Annotated in this window: 13 protein-coding genes; 4 read left to right on the top strand and 9 right to left on the bottom strand. The window is 62.2% G+C overall.

Translation table 11 applies throughout. From position 1 onward, the window contains the following. Positions 1–50 precede the first annotated feature (50 nt). Both BMX59_RS01715 and BMX59_RS01720 read right to left on the bottom strand, forming a co-directional pair. Positions 51–2,573 carry a CS1-pili formation C-terminal domain-containing protein gene (locus BMX59_RS01715; RefSeq protein ID WP_093119515.1) on the bottom strand — a complete coding sequence of 841 codons (2,523 nt, stop codon included), beginning with the start codon at positions 2,571–2,573 and terminating at the stop codon, positions 51–53. A 129-nt stretch (positions 2,574–2,702) separates the two neighbouring features. After that, a complete protein-coding gene (locus BMX59_RS01720; protein WP_092241001.1) occupies positions 2,703–3,203 on the bottom strand; it encodes a CS1 type fimbrial major subunit in 501 nt (166 codons plus the stop codon). 516 nt (positions 3,204–3,719) lie between these two features. Between BMX59_RS01720 and BMX59_RS01725 the strand changes: the two genes are divergently transcribed. Beyond that, positions 3,720–4,256: a PadR family transcriptional regulator gene (locus tag BMX59_RS01725; RefSeq protein ID WP_071488665.1), complete on the top strand. Its 537-nt coding sequence runs from the start codon at positions 3,720–3,722 to the stop codon at positions 4,254–4,256. After that, positions 4,253–5,020, top strand: coding sequence for a siderophore-interacting protein (locus BMX59_RS01730; protein WP_093119519.1), 768 nt, complete (start codon positions 4,253–4,255; stop codon positions 5,018–5,020). Before BMX59_RS01725 ends, BMX59_RS01730 begins: the two co-directional genes overlap by 4 nt. Position 5,021: 1 nt before the next feature. Here the strand turns inward: BMX59_RS01730 and BMX59_RS01735 are convergent, their stop codons facing one another. Together BMX59_RS01735 and BMX59_RS01740 are read right to left on the bottom strand one after the other, a co-directional pair. Continuing rightward, positions 5,022–5,645, bottom strand: a complete 624-nt coding sequence (locus BMX59_RS01735; protein ID WP_093119522.1) for a Pr6Pr family membrane protein — start codon at positions 5,643–5,645, stop codon at positions 5,022–5,024. A 4-nt stretch (positions 5,646–5,649) separates the two neighbouring features. Continuing rightward, positions 5,650–5,883: a VF530 family protein gene (locus BMX59_RS01740; RefSeq protein WP_048720273.1), complete on the bottom strand. Its 234-nt coding sequence runs from the start codon at positions 5,881–5,883 to the stop codon at positions 5,650–5,652. A gap of 137 nt (positions 5,884–6,020) precedes the next feature. On the opposite strand from BMX59_RS01740, the gene BMX59_RS01745 reads away from it, so the two are divergent. Both BMX59_RS01745 and BMX59_RS01750 read left to right on the top strand, forming a co-directional pair. Further along, entirely contained in the window at positions 6,021–8,039 is a 2,019-nt protein-coding gene (locus BMX59_RS01745) for a TonB-dependent receptor (RefSeq protein WP_093119525.1), read from the top strand. Between the two features lie 550 nt (positions 8,040–8,589). Continuing rightward, positions 8,590–11,007, top strand: coding sequence for a glucose/quinate/shikimate family membrane-bound PQQ-dependent dehydrogenase (locus BMX59_RS01750; RefSeq protein WP_093119528.1), 2,418 nt, complete (start codon positions 8,590–8,592; stop codon positions 11,005–11,007). A 61-nt stretch (positions 11,008–11,068) separates the two neighbouring features. On the opposite strand, the gene BMX59_RS01755 is transcribed toward BMX59_RS01750, so the two are convergent. From BMX59_RS01755 to BMX59_RS01775, 5 genes are all read right to left on the bottom strand, one after another. Next, positions 11,069–11,488: a group I truncated hemoglobin gene (locus BMX59_RS01755; RefSeq protein WP_093119530.1), complete on the bottom strand. Its 420-nt coding sequence runs from the start codon at positions 11,486–11,488 to the stop codon at positions 11,069–11,071. After that, positions 11,488–12,351 carry a DUF3034 family protein gene (locus BMX59_RS01760; protein ID WP_093119533.1) on the bottom strand — a complete coding sequence of 288 codons (864 nt, stop codon included), beginning with the start codon at positions 12,349–12,351 and terminating at the stop codon, positions 11,488–11,490. The genes BMX59_RS01755 and BMX59_RS01760 overlap by 1 nt, the downstream gene beginning before the upstream one ends. A 5-nt stretch (positions 12,352–12,356) precedes the next feature. Further along, positions 12,357–14,705, bottom strand: a complete 2,349-nt coding sequence (locus BMX59_RS01765; protein ID WP_093119536.1) for a putative bifunctional diguanylate cyclase/phosphodiesterase — start codon at positions 14,703–14,705, stop codon at positions 12,357–12,359. Further along, the gene (locus tag BMX59_RS01770) at positions 14,689–15,366 is read right to left on the bottom strand and encodes a methylamine utilization protein (protein WP_093119539.1); all 678 of its coding nucleotides are present in this window, start codon (positions 15,364–15,366) and stop codon (positions 14,689–14,691) included. Before BMX59_RS01770 ends, BMX59_RS01765 begins: the two co-directional genes overlap by 17 nt. A gap of 211 nt (positions 15,367–15,577) precedes the next feature. After that, a complete protein-coding gene (locus BMX59_RS01775) occupies positions 15,578–17,914 on the bottom strand; it encodes a putative bifunctional diguanylate cyclase/phosphodiesterase (protein WP_093119542.1) in 2,337 nt (778 codons plus the stop codon). Positions 17,915–18,349: the final 435 nt, after the last annotated feature.

Consider the following 18,349-nt stretch of genomic DNA (forward strand, 5'->3'; position numbering starts at 1 on the left):
AACCTCATGTTTTACAAGCGGCCAAGCGCGGCCATTTATCCAGGAACTATTCAACCCGCTGTTGCCGTCCCCAGGGTGGCCTCGGCCAGGGTGTCGGGGGTACAGCGCAGGTCACCGATCATCAGCACATCGCTCTCCTGGCGCGCCTGGCTGGGGTCAAGGCGGAACTGGCAGAGCAACTGGTTGGCGTAGCGCACTTCCAGGGTGGGCGAGCTGGCGTTCATCTCCATGGAGAAGAACCCGTCGACCTCGCTGACCCCGCGACTGGCGTGATTGATCACGTGGTGCCCCTTGAGCGGCCGGCCCTGGGCATCCAGCAGGCGACCGAGCACCGTGACGGTTTTCATCACGCTGATCTTGCGGTAGCCCACCCCGCCCTTGTTCAAGTGGTAGCTGGACCGCGCCGGCTGAATGTTGGCCGCCGGTGGATGGTTGCCCTCGAAGTCGAAACTCAGGGTGCTGTTCTTGTAGGCGGTGATGGGCACGAAGTTGCGCCCCGGCCGCAGGGTGCTGCTGCCGCCGGTAAGGTCGTCGGCGCGCAGGGTGATGTCGTCCAGGTCGGTCTCCACGTCCACGATCATCCCGGCGCCGTGGCCTTGGGGCTGGCTGCTCAGGGCAACTTTCTGCCCGCCCACCGCGACGGTGCTGCTCAGGTTCAAGCCACCGGTGATCTTGTTGTTGAAGGAGGAACGCTGGGCAAAGGCATCGCCGTACAGCGCATCGGTCTGGAAGCTGGTACGACCGGACAACCCGACGCCGTAAGTATCGGCAATCGCCGTGGCCGACACGCTTTGCAGCACGTGATCGTCCAGGGTGCGCTGGTAGGTCAGCGAGCCATTGTTGTCGCGGCTGCCGTCACGGGCAGTGCGCGTACCGAGGCTTGCGGACCATTGCTCGTTGGGCCCGCCCAGGGCCAGGCTGACGCTCACGTCGACGCCCACGTTGCGTTTGTCGCCGGTGCTGGAGGTGGCCGGGCGATCGAACACCGAAAAACGCCAGTTGGCGTCGCTGCCGAGAAACTTGCCGCGCTGGTTCCAGCCCAGGTCCAGGCCCAGCCCTTCGATGTTGCCCTGGCTGTAGGACAGGCGCGAGTTGATCGAACTCTTGTTGCTCAATCGATGGTTGATCGACAGCGACGAGTTGCTGGTCTGGCCGATAAAGGTGGTCCGCGGCCGCAGCCGTGTGCCGTCGGGGAGGATCTCGTAGGTGCGGCGGGTGTCCAGCCAACTGCGGTTGTGGCTGAGTACCACGCTGCCGTGCCCGTAGCTGTAGAGGCCTTGCATATCCAGGCCGGTGCCATGGTCCTGGGTCTGGTAGACGTTGGCGTAGAGGCTGGTGCTGTTGGCCAGGGTCCAGTCGATGGACGTGCCGTATTGCATCTTCTCGCGCACTTTGCGCGCGGACAGGCCCAGGATCACCCGTGGATGGGCCAGGTAGTTGGCGCTGGCGCCGTAGGTCACGAACCCGGTGGCCTGTTCGTCCCAGTTACTGAGCAGCTTGGTTTCCCGACCGACGAAGGTGTTATAGCGCCAGCGTTCGTCGGCATTGCGCCAGTTGTTGGGTTTGTACACCAGTTCCTGGGTGGTGGCCGTGGTCAGCCCGTCTTCAATCAGGCGCACTTCGACTTCATAGATGCCCCCCGGCAGCGAGCGCGTGTCGAGGGTCTGCAGGCCCGCCGCCACCGGCTGGCTATTGATCAACAGGCCATTACGGTAGATCTCCACCGACGCCTGGCGGCTGGCGGTGACGTAAATCGGGTACACGCTGGGCTTGGGGTTGTTGATCAGCAGGCTGTCGGAGCTGCCGTACATCAGGCCCACGGCGGTGTCGGGGTTGGCGCCGAATGAGCGGACCTGCCGCGTGAGGCCATCGGAGCCAGGGGTGAAGTAACCCAGGCGCAGGAAGTTGCCTTCCATTTCACGCTGGCTGTAAAGCTCATGCACGGCGTGGTACAGCGTGGTATCGGTGCCGCCGAAACGCGACAGTTGCAGGTTCAGTGCCTGGGTCCAATTGCCGACGCTGGCGCTGGCTTCCAGGCCGTAACGGCCGCCCAACGCTTCATCCTGCCCACCATTGAGGTTCAATTGGTTATTGACGATCAGGCCCAGGCTTCCGGCCTCCGGCTGGTCGTAATAACGCTTGGTCTGCGTGGTGCGCTCGACGTTCTCGGTGAGGATCGAGACCAATGAGTTTTCCAGGCTGTAGTGCATCGCCAGGAGTTGCTCTGGGCAACTTCTTTCGCAACTTCCAAGGGTCATGCCCTGTTGCAGGAGTTGCTGCCACTTGGCCCGTTCTGAAGCCGCGAAGGGACTGTCGTTGGCGTCTGTGAATTCCAGTAAGGTAATACGGTCATTGCGATCCAGCACAATCATGGCCTCGCCGAGAAACTGTTGGTCCAGTTCCACGCGCACGGCCAAGGGCACGTCAAAAAAGTGCTCTTCGAAATCGTTTGGCAATCCCTTGGACTGTGACAGCAAACTGCCCGGCGTCGTGCCAGGCGCTGTCGGCGCGGCCAGGGCGCCGGCGCACATCAATAGCGCCAGCGCGCCCGCAATAGGCGTCTTCGAAAACATGAACGGAATACTCGTAAATACGCACAGTCAGGGCTGCTTGACAAGGTCGGCAGCCATTGCCGGCAACCGACCTTGGGTCAATGCCCGCGTGATCGTCGCGATCACGGGGCCAGGGGTGCTCCGCGTCGGTTACGGATTCGGCGTACGCGGCACGGCGTCGAAGATCACCGTGTAACTGGCGGTGTACAGGCCATTCTGGGTGTCTGTCGGCTTGGCCGGAGTGATCACCAGGTCGGCCTGGGTGCCCGGGGTGGATTGAGGGTCGTCCACCACTTCCTGCGGGGTGCCAGTCAGGGTGACGCCGTTGAAGGTGTTGGTCAGCGCAATGCTGTTGGAACCGTTGTACAGCGCGGCCGACGTCGGGCCGCCTTCGATGTAGGCATGCACCGAACCGTCGGTGTTTTTCACGTCGAACGTGGCGCGCAGGGAACTCAGCTCACCGCTCACCGGGTTGTAGTTCATGGTTTCGTCTTTACCGAAGTTCGGGTCCCGTGGCTGCGCATGAAACTGCTTGGTCGGGATGTCGGCCTTGATGTTGATGGCGGTGCGCGCGTCATCGGCGGCAACGACCAGGGACGAATTCAAGGCGACCGCGACCAGAGCGGCCGCGACGGAAAGTTGTTTCAACATAGCGATATACCTGTTGGTTAAAAACAATTTAGTGAAGTCATTAAAAACCTGCATTACGCAAACTTTTCAACAACTTGCATTGACGAACGCACCGTCTCGCCTTATGCCCAACAAGTATTCTCAAAATAAAAGTTCAAGTAAGCAGTCCGCTTCTCTACTTCATGTAGCCGAGACACACCTAGTAATATGGGAAAAAAGTGGCATTTTGCCAAAACTTTAAAATCACCTGTAAGAAAAAGACTACTTGATAATAAACGAGAATAATTACGCACCGAACAAGTATGTAAGAACAATACGACATGCGCATAAAAACTCCAACATTCGCGTACCGACAACGCGTGTAAGAGAACACCACTGACTACTTGAGTAGTTACTCTATTTATACAGAGTTGAATAACTCGAAACTTTCAGCCTGCTTTTCAGGCTCGTAATGCCTTGCGTGCCGTTGGTCGGGTGCGTTTGCCCTAGTCATAAGATATATCTTACGTTGTATCTAACCACGACAGGAGAAGCGCAATGAGAGGACACCCTCACCACGACAGCCACGACGGCTTCGAAAAACGCGGCGGTCGCGAACGCGGTGGCCGCGGCCCGCGGGTCTTTGCCCCAGGCGATCTGAAATTGCTGCTGCCGGCGCTGATCGCCGAACAGCCCTGCCATGGCTATGACCTGATCCGTCAGATCGAAAGCCTGTTCGACGGCGCCTACAGCCCCAGCCCCGGGGTGATCTACCCCACGCTGACCTTTCTTGAAGAAAGCGAGCTGATCAGCGGCGACACCGAAGGCGGGAAAAAACGCTACACAATCACCGACGCCGGTCGTCTCTTCTTAAGCGAGCAGACGGTTGCCCTCGACGGTATTCGCCTGCGCATGGACGTGAGCAAGCGCGCGCTGCGCGGCCAGGACCGACCGCCGGAAATCCACGAGGCGGTGCACAACCTGCGCCATGCCTTGCATTCGCACCACGGGCGCTGGAGCCCGGAAGAAATCGTGCGTGTCGCGGCGCTGCTCAACAGCACCGCCCAGGCCATTGTCGACGGGGAAAACCAATGAATACGCAAACCATCCATCGCGTTACCCACGAAATCAAACGTCGCCGCCTGCAGGTGCTGCGGGTGGTGGACATCACCCCGCGCATGCGTCGCATCACCCTGGGCGGGCCAGAATTGGCCGGGTTTGTCAGCCTGGGCAGTGACGATCACATCAAGCTGCTGTTCCCCCAGAACGCCGCCGAACAGGCCGCGCTGGAAAGCCCGACGTTCGCCATCAAGGGCGACGGGCCGCAACCGGCCATGCGCGACTACACGCCACGGCGTTTCGACCTGAGCATCGGTGAGCTGGATATCGACTTCGTGCTGCATGGCGACGGCCCTGCGTCTACCTGGGCCGAGCAGGCGCAGGTCGGCCAACACCTGTACATCGGTGGGCCACGGGGCTCGATGATCGTGCCGGATATCTTCGACAGCTACCTGTTGATCGGCGATGAAACCGCCATCCCGGCCATCGCTCGCCGCCTGGAAGAGTTGCCGGCCGGGCGCACCGTGCTGGCCGTGATCGAGATCGCCAATACAGCCGAAAAGCAGGCGCTGCAAAGCGCGGCCGACGTTCAGGTGATCTGGGTGATTCGCGGCCAGGACGACCTGCTCGACACCGTCCGCAAACTGACGCTGCCGAGTGGCTCGCTGTACAGCTTTGTCGCCACCGAAACCAAGCTGTCGCGCCAGGTGCGCCGCGTGCTGCTGGACACGCACCAGGTCAAGGAGGAGTTCCTCAAGGCCGTCGGTTACTGGCGCGCCGAAGGCAGCGACGAAGAATGAATCAGGGCTGGGGCTTGATGAGCTTGTCCAGCCCCACCACTGCCGCTGCAATCGCGACAAACCCCGCCAGAATACCCCCCGCATTCACGAACACCTGTGGATAACCAAGGGTGCCCACATCAATGAACGGGTACTGATACTGCCCGAGCAAATCCCCCCGCAGCAGCACATAGGCAAAGTACACCAGCGGGTAAATCACCCAGCCGGCGATGTGCCTGAGGTGCAGGTTGCCCTTGGGCACGCACTGCCACCAGTAGATAAAAAACAGCACCGGCATTACGTCGTGCAGCAACTCGTCGGCGATGAACTGGAAGCCTTCGGGTTGCCACAGATGCCGCAGCAACAGGTTGTAAGCCAGGCCCACCACCAGGATGCTCACGGCGATCCCACTGCTGATGCCGGGCGCGAGGAAAAACCGCTTCGCGGCTGAATCGCGCCTCACCAGCGCATAGCTCAACACCACCACCGCGAGGGTGTTGGTGAGCACGGTGAAGAAACTGAAAAAGTTGACCAGCCCGCCCATCAGGCTGGCGCCGGATTCCCAGCGCGAATAGAAAATCAGGTATTGCTGAATCACCAACCCCACCCAACCAGCAAGCGCCGCCGCAGCCACAAACCGCTTCATGGGATCAGTCCAGCGGGCGTTTGGTACGCATCAGTTTCACGTACAACCCTTCGACTTTTTCCCGCGCCCACGGGGTCTTGCGCAAGAACGTGAGGCTCGACTTGATGCTCGGATCGCTCTTGAAGCAGCGCACGTCAATGCGTTCGGCCAGGCCGGCCCATTCGTAATGCTCCACCAGGGTGGTGAGGACGTGTTGCAGGGTCACGCCGTGGAGAGGGTCGTTGCTTGTCGCGGTCATGCCAGGCCTTTAGAAAAGAGAACACACAGCTGCGCACTTTAGCACGATCAAAAAAGTTCCCGTTTTCAGCGAAAAAGAGATGTTATATTGTAACCATAAATCTCAAATCTTTTCGTTGCTTTACAAAGGAATGCCCAATGCTCTTCTCTTCCCTATGGCGCCTGTCCCCGCTCGCCGCCGCCCTGCTGATCGGCTCCGAAGCCCATGCCCTGGAGCTGCAACCCCAAGTCATCACCGGCAACCCGCTGGGCAGCGAGCAGCTCGCCTCGCCGACCACCGTGCTGGAAGGCGATGACCTGACCCTGCAACAAAAGGGCAGCCTCGGCGAAACCCTGAACAAGCAGCCAGGCGTGTCGTCGTCGTACTTTGGCCCGGGCGCCAGCCGGCCGATCATCCGCGGGCAGGATGGCGACCGCATTCGCATCCTGCGCAATGGCGTGGGTGCGCTGGATGCGTCGTCGCTGTCCTACGACCACGCGGTGCCGCTCGATCCGGTCAACGTGGATCGCGTTGAAATCGTGCGCGGCCCGGCGGCGCTGTTGTACGGCGGCAGCGCCATCGGTGGCGTGGTCAACACCTTTGACAACCGCATCCCCACCGAAGCCATCGAAGGCATCCACGGTGCCGGTGAATTGCGTTACGGCGGCGCCGACACCACGCGCAGCAGCGCCGGCAAACTGGAGGCTGGCAACGGCACGTTCGCCTTGCACCTGGACGCCAACGCGCGGGAATTCAACGACCTGAAAATCCCCGGTCAGGCGCGCAGCCGCCACGCCCCGGCAACCGACGACGCCCCCGGCAAGAATGGCCGCCTGGGCAACAGCGACGGGCGCCAGGACGGCGGTGCCGTGGGCGGTTCCTATACCTGGGACGACGGCTATGCCGGGTTGTCCTACAGCAACTACGACGCCAACTACGGCTCCCCTGCCGAACAGGATGTGCGCATCCGCATGAAGCAGGATCACTACGCCTTCGCTTCGGAGATCCGCAACCTGCAGGGTCCGTTCACCTCGGTGAAACTCGACGCGGGCTACACCGACTACGAGCACCGCGAAATCGAAGGTGGCGAAACCGGTACGATCTTCAAGAACAAGGGGTATGAAGCCCGGATAGAAGCCCGCCACCAGCCGCTTGGCCCGTTCGATGGAGTGGTGGGCGCGCAAGTGACCCGCAACGAGTTCTCCGCCCTCGGCGAAGAGGCCTTCGTGCCGCAGACCGACACCAACGCCGGCGCGCTGTTTATCCTCGAAGAAATGCAGGCCACCGAGCGCCTCAAACTCAGCCTCGGCGGGCGCCTGGAACACACCAGCGTCGACCCGGATGCCAAGGGCAACGCGCGTTTTGCCAATGCCGACAAATCCAATGACTTCACCGCCGGCAGCTTGTCTTCGGGTGCGGTCTACACCCTCACACCCGTGTGGTCCCTGGCCGCCACCCTGGGCTACACCGAGCGTGCACCGACCTTCTACGAGCTGTATGCCAACGGCGCCCACGTCGCCACCGGCACCTACGAGCTGGGGGATGCCAACCTGAAAAAAGAAAAAGCCGTGTCCAGCGACCTGGCGCTGCGCTTTGACAATGGCACCCACAAGGGCAGCTTCGGGGTGTTCTACAGCCGCTTCTCCAACTACATCGGGCTGTTGGGCAGCGGTCGCACGCTGAACGATGAAGGCGAAGAAGACGCGGGCGGTATCCCTGAGTACAAGTACTCTGGCGTGCGGGCACGCTTCGCCGGCTTTGAAGCCCAGGATCACTGGAAACTTGGCGAAAGCGCCTACGGTAAGTTCGCGCTGGAACTGTCAGGCGACTACACCCGTGCGACCAACCTCGACACCGGCGAAGCCCTCCCGCGTATCGCACCTTTGCGCTTGAACAGCGGCTTGCTGTGGGAACTGGACCGCTGGCAGGCACGTATCGATGTGGAACACGCGGCGGGCCAGGGTCGCGTGCCGGATAACGAAAGCGGCACCGATGGCTACACTACGCTCGGCGCAAGCATGGGTTATCACTTCAATATGGGTGGCAGCCAGTGGCTGGCGTTCGTGAACGGCGAGAACTTGACCAACCAGACCGTGCGCTATGCCAGCTCGATCCTGCGCGATATTGCCCCGGCACCGGGGCGCAGCGTGCAGTTCGGCATCCGCACCACCTTCTAAAAAACCCCGCAAATCCAATCTGTTGGTCTGCTGTGGCGAGCGGGCTTGTTGTGGCGAGCGGGCTTGCCCCGCGTTGGGCTGCGCAGCAGCCCCAAAACCAGTCACTGAGTCTTTCTCAAAGAATGCGGTGAATTGACAGGGGGCTGCTTCGCAGCCCAACGCGGGGCAAGCCCGCTCGCCACAACAAGCCCGCTCGCCACAGGGCAGGGCTTCATGAAGCCAACGTTGCAGCGACTATCTGTCACTGTTACCAAATCTGAAATGATGCATCTTGCGATTTACGCTTTCTCTCGACGCCCTCTCCCTTTATCCTTGCCGCAACAAACTGAAACGTTTCACGCCCCCGGTCGACCTCATCTTGCTGATTATTCCCACCTGCAAAGACAGCGCTGTCTTACCCCGAGCTGCGCCTGGGGATAAATCGCCCCTCTGTGGATAACCCCACTTATCCCCAGAAAAACCGAATTAACGCTGAACCAAGCCCGTGCCGAATCGTCATCTACAGTGAAGCACGGGGTCACATAATTCCAACGTCACGGAGAAACACACTATGAGCACTGATGGTGCTTCGAGCCGAAGCCGCCTGCTGCCCAGGTTGCTAGGCGTCTTGCTGCTGATCATGGGCCTGGCCTTGCTGGCCGGGGGTATCAAGCTGACGATGCTCGGCGGGTCGCTGTACTACCTGCTGGCCGGTATCGGCATCACCCTGACCGGCATCCTGTTGCTGGCCACCCGCCGCGCCGCGCTGGGCCTGTACGCACTGGTGCTGTTCGCCAGTACCGTGTGGGCGCTGTGGGAAGTCGGCCTGGACTGGTGGCAGTTGGTGCCGCGCCTGGCGCTGCTGTTCGCCCTGGGTATCGTCATGCTGCTGCCGTGGTTCCGCCGTCCGTTACTGCGCGGCCAGCCTGCCCCACTGGGCACTGGCGCGCTGAGCGTCGCCGTGGTGTTGGCAGGTGCTACCGCCCTGGCCAGCCAGTTCACCAACCCGGGTGAGATGGTCAAGACCGGCCAACTGGACCGCGACGCGGTGCCAGGCATGGCCAGCGCCGCGCCGTCCCAGGCCGATGGCGACTGGAACTCCTACGGCCGTTCGGCCTACGGTGACCGTTACTCGCCGCTGGCGCAGATCACCCCGGAAAACGCCCATAAGTTGGTGCCGGCGTGGACCTACCGCACCGGTGACATCCCTGGCCCGAATGATCCAGGCGAGACCACCGCGGAAAACACCCCGCTGAAAGTCAACGGCATGCTCTACGTGTGCACCCCGCACAGCCAGGTGATTGCCCTCGACCCGGACACCGGCAAGGAAATCTGGCGCTTCGATCCGAAGATCAGCAGCCAGGGTGCCGAGAACTTCAAGGGCTGGGCACACATGACCTGCCGTGGCGTGTCGTATCACGATGACGCCGTGTACGCTTCCGAGCAAAGCCCGACCGGCAGCGCCAGCCCGGCCGCCGCACCGAACGCCTGCCCGAAACGCATCTTCGTGCCAACCGCCGACACCCGCCTGATCGCCCTCAACGCCGACACCGGCAAGATGTGCGAAGACTTCGGCGACAAAGGCCAGGTCGACCTGCGTGCCAACATCGGCAGCTTCGCCCCAGGCGGTTACTACTCCACCTCGCCACCGGCCGTCACCAAGAACCTGGTGGTGATCGGCGGCCACGTCACCGACAACGTCTCCACCGACGAGCCCAGCGGCGTGATCCGCGCGTTCGACGTGCACACCGGCAAGCTGGTGTGGAACTGGGACAGTGGCAACCCGGACGACACTACCCCGTTGGCCGAAGGCAAGACCTACACCCGCAACTCGCCGAACATGTGGTCCATGTTCGCCGTGGATGAAAAACTCGGCATGCTGTACCTGCCGATGGGCAACCAGATGCCCGACCAATACGGCGGCGACCGTACCGAAGACTCGGAAAAATACAGCGCCGGCCTGACCGCCTTGGACATCGACAGCGGCCATGTGAAGTGGACCTTCCAGTTCACTCACCATGACCTGTGGGACATGGACGTAGGCGGCCAGCCGTCGCTGATCGACATCAAGACCGAAGCCGGCGTGAAGCAGGCGGTGATGGCGTCGACCAAGCAAGGCAGCATCTACGTGCTGGACCGTGCCACCGGCCAACCCGTGGTGCCGATCCACGAAGTGGCCGTGCCGCAAGGCGCCGTCGCGGGCGACCACACCTCGCCAACCCAGCCGAAGTCGGACCTGAACTTCATGCCGCCGCCGCTCAAAGAGCGTGACATGTGGGGCGTGACACCGTTCGACCAACTGCTGTGCCGCATCGATTTCAAATCCATGCGCTACGACGGTGCGTTCACCCCGCCATCGCTGCAAGGTTCGATCGTGTACCCGGGCAACTTCGGCGTGTTCGACTGGGGTGGCATTTCCGTCGACCCGGTGCGTCAGATTGCCTTCGTCAACCCGAGCTACATGGCGTTCAAGTCCAAGCTGATCCCGGCGGCCGACATCGCCAAGCAAGGCCCGCGCGTCAGCGAAACCGAAGGCGTGCAGCCAAACAAAGGCGCGCCGTACGGCGTGATCCTCGAAGCCCTGCTGTCGCCAATGGGCCTGCCGTGCCAGGCACCGGCATGGGGTTATGTGGCCGCGGTCGACCTGACCACCCACAAAACCATCTGGATGCACAAGAACGGCACCGTGCGTGACAGCTCGCCGGTTCCGGTCCCGCTGACCATGGGCGTGCCCAGCCTGGGTGGCACCTTCACCACCGCCGGTGGCGTCGCGTTCCTCAGCGGCACCCTCGACCAGTACCTGCGTGCCTACGACGTGAAAAACGGCAAGCAACTGTGGGAAGGTCGCCTGCCAGCCGGCGCGCAGACCACCCCGATGACCTACACCGGCAAGGATGGCAAGCAGTACGTGCTGGTCATGGCCGGCGGTCACGGTTCCCTGGGCACCAAGCAGGGTGACTATGTGATGGCGTTCAAACTGCCGGAATAAGCGACACCGGCAACAGAACTGTCACTGTGGGAGGGGGGCAAGCCCCCTCCCGCATTTTTTATCAGTGTTCTATGACTTCACCGCGCATCACCGCCAACCGCGCAATCAAGCGGTTCTGCACCGGCACCGCAATTGCCTCGCTGTCCATCGCCTTGATCAAGTCCTCCACCAACGCATTGAAATCACTGCGGCTCACATTCTGGCCCTTGTGACTCTCGGCCATGCTGTCACCGGTGTAGGTGCACGGCCCACCCGCCTCCACACAGAACTGCTCGATCAGCTTGTTGCGCAGGCGCTGGATATCAATGCGCCGGAAGCGCTCGACGATACGATCATCCCGGGCGATGTTGAGCAACATGCCCTCCACGATCCGCGTGATGCCGGGCATGGCGCCGAGGTCGCGATAGAGGCTGTCGTCCTTGGGCGGTTGCTGCGCGCAGGCGCTGAGCAGCAGGACGAAAACCAGCGGTAGACAGCGCATCAGAAACTCCCCTGCACGGACAAATACGTGCCGTTCTGGTGGTCCAGCGTGGCGATTTCGCCAAGCCGTGCATAAGCCAATACAAACGACACATGCTTGTTGGGGAAGTACCCCACGAACAGATCCGCCCAATCACTTTCGCCGGCAAACGACAGGTTGTCGGGCTTCTCACGGTACTCCACGCCCACCGCCCAACGCGGGTTGAGCAGCAACGCCAGCGAGCCTTCCTTGAGCAGGCTGCGGCTGTCGCGGCGGTCGCCGCCAAAGCCGAGCAAGCCGGTTTCATTGGCCCGACTGTAGCGCAGGCTGCCGTTGACCAGCACGTTGTAGCCAAACGCGGCGCCCATGAACAGGCGGCTGGCGGCCAGGTAGCCTTCGACGTCGCTGTCGCGCCTGGCGCCCACCAGGCTGGGGATATCAAAGTTCGTCTGGTGCTTGTATTCCAGGCCCAGGGAAACCTGGGGCAGCGCGTCGTAGATCACATCACCGAACAGGCGCACCTTGAGGCCGAGCACGTCCTGGCCCAGGTTGTCCTCGGGCAGATTGAGCTTATGCACCAGGCTGCCGAGGTCGAAGCGCTGGCGGGCGAAAGACACCTCGACGCGGTTGTCATAGGCCAGCGCCAGCCCGGCCACGTCCAGCCGATAATCCGGCAGGTTGACCGTGGTCGCGAACGCCGTGGCGCCCCATTCGTGCTGTTCGCCGTATCCGGCCAGCACTGCCCAGGGTGTGATCCCACCGCCCGCCGTGCCTTCGATACTGCTGGCGCCACCGGTAGCGATCAGGCGGCCGTTGTCGGCCAGTGCCGTTTGCAGGGCCAGTGCGCCAAGGCAACCGATCAGGAAAGAAAAACGCACGGTCATGTCACTCAATGAACCAGGGAAGTCTGCGCACTGAGCGGCAAGGCCATCCAGGCTTCGAAGGCGTCGGCACTCAACGGCCGGCTGATCAGGTAACCCTGGGCTGTGTCGCACTGCCAGCGCTCCAGCAGGCGCAGGCTGTGGGCGTATTCGACGCCCTCGGCAACGACCTTGAGGCCCAGGTTGTGGCTCATCTCGATGGTGGAGCGCACGATCACTGCGTCTTCACTGGTTTCATCGAGGTTGCGCACAAAGGATTGGTCGATCTTCAACTCCTGCACCGGCAGGCGCTTGAGGTGCGCCAGTGACGAATAGCCGGTGCCGAAATCGTCCACCGACAGGCCGATACCGCAATCGCGCAGCAAGTTGAGCACCTTGAGGGCTTTTTCCGGCTCACGCATCACCGCGCTTTCGGTGATTTCAAACAGCAGTTGTTCGGCCGGCAAACCATAGCGACACAGCAATGCCGAGACCCGGTGGGCCAGCTCATCGCCGAGCAGATCGTCCGCCGAGATGTTCAGCGACAGTTGCAAGGACAGGCCGCGCCGGTTCCATTCGCACAACTGGCGAATGCCCTGCTCGATCACCCATTGGGTCAGCAACTGGATACTGCCCGAGCGTTCGGCCAGCGGGATGAATTCCCCCGGCGAGACCATGCCGAACTGCGGATGCTGCCAGCGCAACAGCGCTTCGGCCTGACGCACATGGCCCTGGCGGATATCCAGCTTGGGCTGGTAGTGCAGCAACAGTTGACCCTGGTTGGCCGCGTGGCGCAGGTCACGGATCAGCGTAATCTGGCGGCGGTGCGCCAGGTCGCGGCCCTGCTCGTAGATTTGCAGGCGGCCGGGCATTTGCGCGGCGTCCTTCATGGCGATGGCCGCGCGTTCCAGCAAGGTGTGCGGGCTTTCACCATCGACCGGGTACACCGCGATGCCCAGGCGACAATCCAGCGCCAGGTCATGGCCGTTGATGCGCTGGGGACGCAGCAGCAGCTGTTGCAGTTTGTCGGCCATGCCCACCGCTTCGTCGCTGCCTGCCCCTTCGAGCAGCAGCAGGAATTCGTCGGCGATCAGGTGCGCCACGGTATCGCCGGGGCGCAACGCCGCTTGCAGGCGCTGGCTGACCGTGATCAGCAGTTGGTCCACCGCTTCGGGGCCGGCGGTTTCGCTGGCGGCGCGCAGGTTGTCGATGCCCAGGTAGATCAGGGCCACCGGGCGTTGCAGGGCAATCGAACTGCCCAGGCGTTCCATGGCCAGCGCACGGTTCGGCAGGCCGGTGACGCGATCATGCAAGGCATTGTGCGCCAGCTGTTGTTCGCGCTCGGCAATGCCGTTTTGCATCGCGTTGACCGCCAGGGCCAGGCGCCCCAGTTCATCACTGCGCGCCAGCACCACCGGGGTCTGATAGTCGCCGCTGCCGATGCGTTCGGCCGCCTGCGCCAAGGCCTGCACCGGACGCGACACCGTGCGCGCCAGCAGCAAGGCACCGATCAATGAAGCGATCAGCGCGACCAGGGCAATCCCGAGAATCTTTTCATCCAATGGCACAAAGGCCTGCATCGCTGCATCCAGCGGGCTTTGCAGCAGGGCCAGGACTTTGCCGTTTTCATCACTGGCCAATACCAGCGATTGACTGAGGAAGCGGTGCTCAAGGTGATCGGTGGTGGACACCCCACGCCGCGTCGAGTCGCCCAGCATCAGCGCGCTGATGCTCTGGCGCAGTGCTTGCGGCTGGGTACTGACCAGCTCGCCGGGGCGGTCATGATCAATCGCCAGGAACGAGACTTCCAGGTTGCTCAACGAACGCAGCTCATCGGCAAATGCCGCGTCCATGCTGAACCCCATTACCACCCGCGCGATAGGCAACGGCGCCAGCACCGAAGCTTCCACCAACAGATGCGGCTCGCCCTGCAACGGCACCATCAGCATCGCCTGACGATTGCGCCGGGCTTCGCGCAGGGCCTGGTCGTAGCGAAAGGTCGAGCCCTCCGGAACGTCCTCCAGGGTGCTGGCCAGGACTTTTCCGTCCATGCCCAGCAGGATCATGTCGCTGGCGTTGATGCGCTTGCCGTGGTTGAGCAGCACCGAGCGCAGGGTTGCCGAATCGCCACTGGCGACCGCATCGCGAAAACCGAAGTCGGCCGCCAACAACTGCACGCCATCGGCCAGGCGCCGACCGCGTGTGTCGAGCAAGCGCTCGAACACCCGCGTGCCCACGTCCAGCTGGGCCAGGGCCTGGCCGTGGACCGCCGAGCGGGTGGCGGCCTTGACGCTGAAATACAGCGCGCCGATCACCACCAGTGACAGCACGATCAACACGCAGGCGACCCGCGCCTGGAAGCTACTGCGCAGTTTCATGGGCGGCTCGATTGAAGGCATCGCCAAAGGCGCTGGGCGGCGGCGGCAAATCCGCCGGTGCGGGCTCCAGGCTCAACGTCACACGGTGGCTGAGTCCGGCAGCAGGCATGTGCAAGGTGCCGCCATCCAACGGCTGCATATCTGCCAGTTGCGGATGCCACACGGTGAGGTGGTAGTCACCGGCCGGCAACTGTTCCAGGCGCACACGGCCCTGGGCATCGCTGACGCCGAAACGTGGGTCATCGGTGACGTAGATATAGCCGAGCATCCAGTCATGGATATTGCAGCCCAGCACCACCACGCCGGGCCTGTCGAACAGCAGCGGGTCAGTGGGCGTGCCTTCGTAAAGGCGCAGTTCGAAGCGCTTGGCAGCGGAGAACGAATACACCTGATGGCGAATATTGTCGCTGTTGGGGAAGCGCACCTGGGTACCGGTGTGCACTGCCAGTACATGGGGCGCGAAGCGTTGACCGCGCTGGTCCATATCCGCCTTGAGCACGCCTTGCGGCGCCTGCGCAGGGCCGTGCAAGGTGACCACGGCATCGGCAACAGGCTGACCGTCGACCTGCTGGGCCAACACCTCAAGCGTCGCCGCCGATGCGGGGCCGGCCACAGCCAGCAACAGCGCCGTACGAAGTAACGAGTGAAAAATCCAAGCCATGGTCGATCCGCAGGAAATGAGCTGAAAGAGCAGCCTGCCTTGGCACAGAAACATTGAAGTGCATGCATGATGACGCAAACAAGGCCAATTGCCATCATCGGTTTTACAGCAATACATAACCGCCTGTCGGCAAAAAACTATGCATTCGGTCAAGCCTTGTAGAGGTTATCGACGCTGTTTTGAAAATCTGCAGTCGAAGGGAAAGGCTTTTCTAGATCGGCACCCGCTCACGCCGCATCCACATCTCGAACGCCATCGCGTTCAGCGGGCGGCTGATCAGGTAGCCCTGGGCGGTATCGCAATTCCACTGCTTGAGCAGCTTGAGGCTGGGGGCAAACTCCACGCCCTCGGCCACTACCTTGAGTCCGAGGTTGTGGCTCATCTCGATGGTGGAGCGCACGATCACGCCATCGCCGCTGGTGCTGTCGAGGTTGCGCACGAAGGACTGGTCGATCTTCAACTCCTGCACCGGCAAGCGCTGCAATTGCGCGAGGGACGAGTAGCCGGTACCAAAGTCATCCACCGACAGGCTGATACCGCAACCGCGCAGTTGCTCCAGCACGCTGAGGGCCTGTTGCGGGTTGTGCATGATCGCGCTTTCGGTGATTTCGAAGATCAGTTGCCCGGCGTCCACCTGGTACTGCATCAACAGCGCGGTGACGCGAATCGCCAGGTCATCATCGGCCAGGTCGTCCACCGAAATATTCACCGACAACTGGATCAGCATGCCGCGCTGCGCCCACTCGGCGATCTGGCGCACCGCTTCTTCGATCACCCACAGCGTCAGGCTGCTCATGCTGCCGGTGCGTTCGGCCAGGGGGATGAACTCGGCGGGAGACACCTGGCCCAGGGTCGGGTGCTGCCAGCGCAACAAGGCTTCGGCCTGACGCACATGGCCGTGCTTGAGGTCGAGTTTGGGCTGGTAGCACAGGAACAACTCGCCCTCGATGGCCGCACGCCGCAGGTCGCGGATCAGGGTGATCTGGCGCTGATGGGCCAGGTCGCGGTCCTGCTGGTAGATCTGCAGATGCCCCGGCAGGCTCGCGGCGTCATGCCGGGCGATGGCGGCGCGGCTGACCAACTCTTCCACTTGCTGGCCGTCGGCGGGGTAAGCGGCGATGCCGATGCTGACTTCGTGGCGCAGTTCGTCATTGCCGATGCGCTGGGGCTCGGTGAGCAGCGCGTAGAGGCGGTCGGCGCGGGCCACGGCGCGGTCGACCTCGGTGTTTTCCAGCAACAGCAAAAACTCACTGCCGGCAATACGTGCCGCGGTGTCGCTGGCCAACAGGCTCATGGCCAGGCAGCGACTGGCTTCGCGCAGCATTTCCTCGACACCTTCGGGGCCAAAGCCTTCGTTGATCACCCGGTAATTTTCGATCCCCACATACAGCAACACCACCGGCCTGCCGGCGCTGATCGCACTGCCCAGGCGCTCCATCGCCAGGGCGCGATTGGGCAGGCCGGTGAGCGGATCATGCAACGCGTTGTGCGCCAGTTGCCGCTCACGCACAGCGATGCCGCTTTGCATGGCGTTGAACGCACGGGCCAACAGGCCGAACTCATCATGGCTGCGCACCCGCACCGGCGTGCGGTAGTCACCGGCGCCGATGCGTTCGGCCGCCTGCACCAGCGCATTGAGCGGGCGCGACACTCGCCGCGCCAAAAACAACGCGCCGGCCAACGACACCACCAGCACCGCCAGGGCAATCCCGAGGAACTGCCGGTCCAGCGGCGCAAAGGATTCCAGGGCGTGGTCCAGCGGACTTTGCAACAGCACCCGCACGTCATCGCCGTCGCCGGTGTTGGCCAGCGGTAATACCTGGCTGAGCACACGCTGGCCGTAGAACAAATGGATCCGCGGTTCGGGGTCGACATGCCCGTCGCGCAACAGGCTGAGGGTACCGGCCTGGTAGGCGTCCGGCTGCGTGCTGAACAACGGGCCGGGCTTGCCGTCCTGCACGCTGAGGAACGACACCTCCAGGTTGCTCATGGAACGCAGTTCACTGGCGAACAGCTTATCCATGGGGAACCCCATGACGATGCGAGCGATAGGCAGCGGGTCGAGTACTTCATCCTGCACCAACAAATACGGACGCCCATCCATGGCCACGATCAACATCTGCAGCCCCGTGCGCCGCGCGTGACGCAGGGCATCGTCGTAGGGGAAAAACTGGCCACGGGTGAGGATCGGCAACGTGCTGACCATGACCTTGCCATCCAGGCCCAGCACAAACACCTCGCTGGAGCGGATACCCGTGCCGTGACGGCGCAGCGCAGCAAGGATCGGCACGGTCTTGCCGTCGGCCACGGCTTGCTTGAACGGCAGGTCGGCGGTCAGCCAGTCCAGGCCGTATTGCAGGCGACGCCCGCGCAGATCGAGCAAGCGTTCGAACACCTGGCTGCCGGTTTTCAGTTGGACTTGCGCCTGGTTTTCCACTGCGCGGGCGGTGGCGGTCTTTACCGAGAAATAGGTGGCGGCCACGACTACCAGCAGCAGCAGCGCAAGCACCCCGGCGATGCGGGTCTGGAACGTGTGGCGCCACTTCATCGCAGTGCCCTCTGGCAGCGTTCGCCTCTCTCTGCCACTACGTCCCTTTGTCATGTGCATTCCCTGCGACTGCTGACCTGGCGTCAAAAAAATATCCATTTTGATTGAATATTCGATTTGAGGAGATTAGCTGGGAGTGGGCGTATGTGCACCCAATAAAGCCGGGGAACTGGGTGGCGGTTTTTTGGCGACAAAGGGTTGGCTGAGGTTTTGAGTTGAGTACATATCCGTTATTTTGATAACGGCGACTTATGGCTCCACTCTTACAGTTGCGAACACTGCAATTGTGGCGAGCGGGCTTGCCCCGCGCTGGGTTGCGAAGCGACCCTGAAGAAGGAATTCGTTGAGTCAGATACTCTTCGGTCGCCGGTTTTGGGGCTGCTTCGCAGTCCAACGCGGGGCAAGCCCGCTCGCCACAGGGTAGTTATCGCCGGC

It is taken from the genome of Pseudomonas sp. NFR09 (assembly GCF_900111535.1).
In the GTDB taxonomy this organism is placed as follows: domain Bacteria; phylum Pseudomonadota; class Gammaproteobacteria; order Pseudomonadales; family Pseudomonadaceae; genus Aquipseudomonas; species Aquipseudomonas extremorientalis.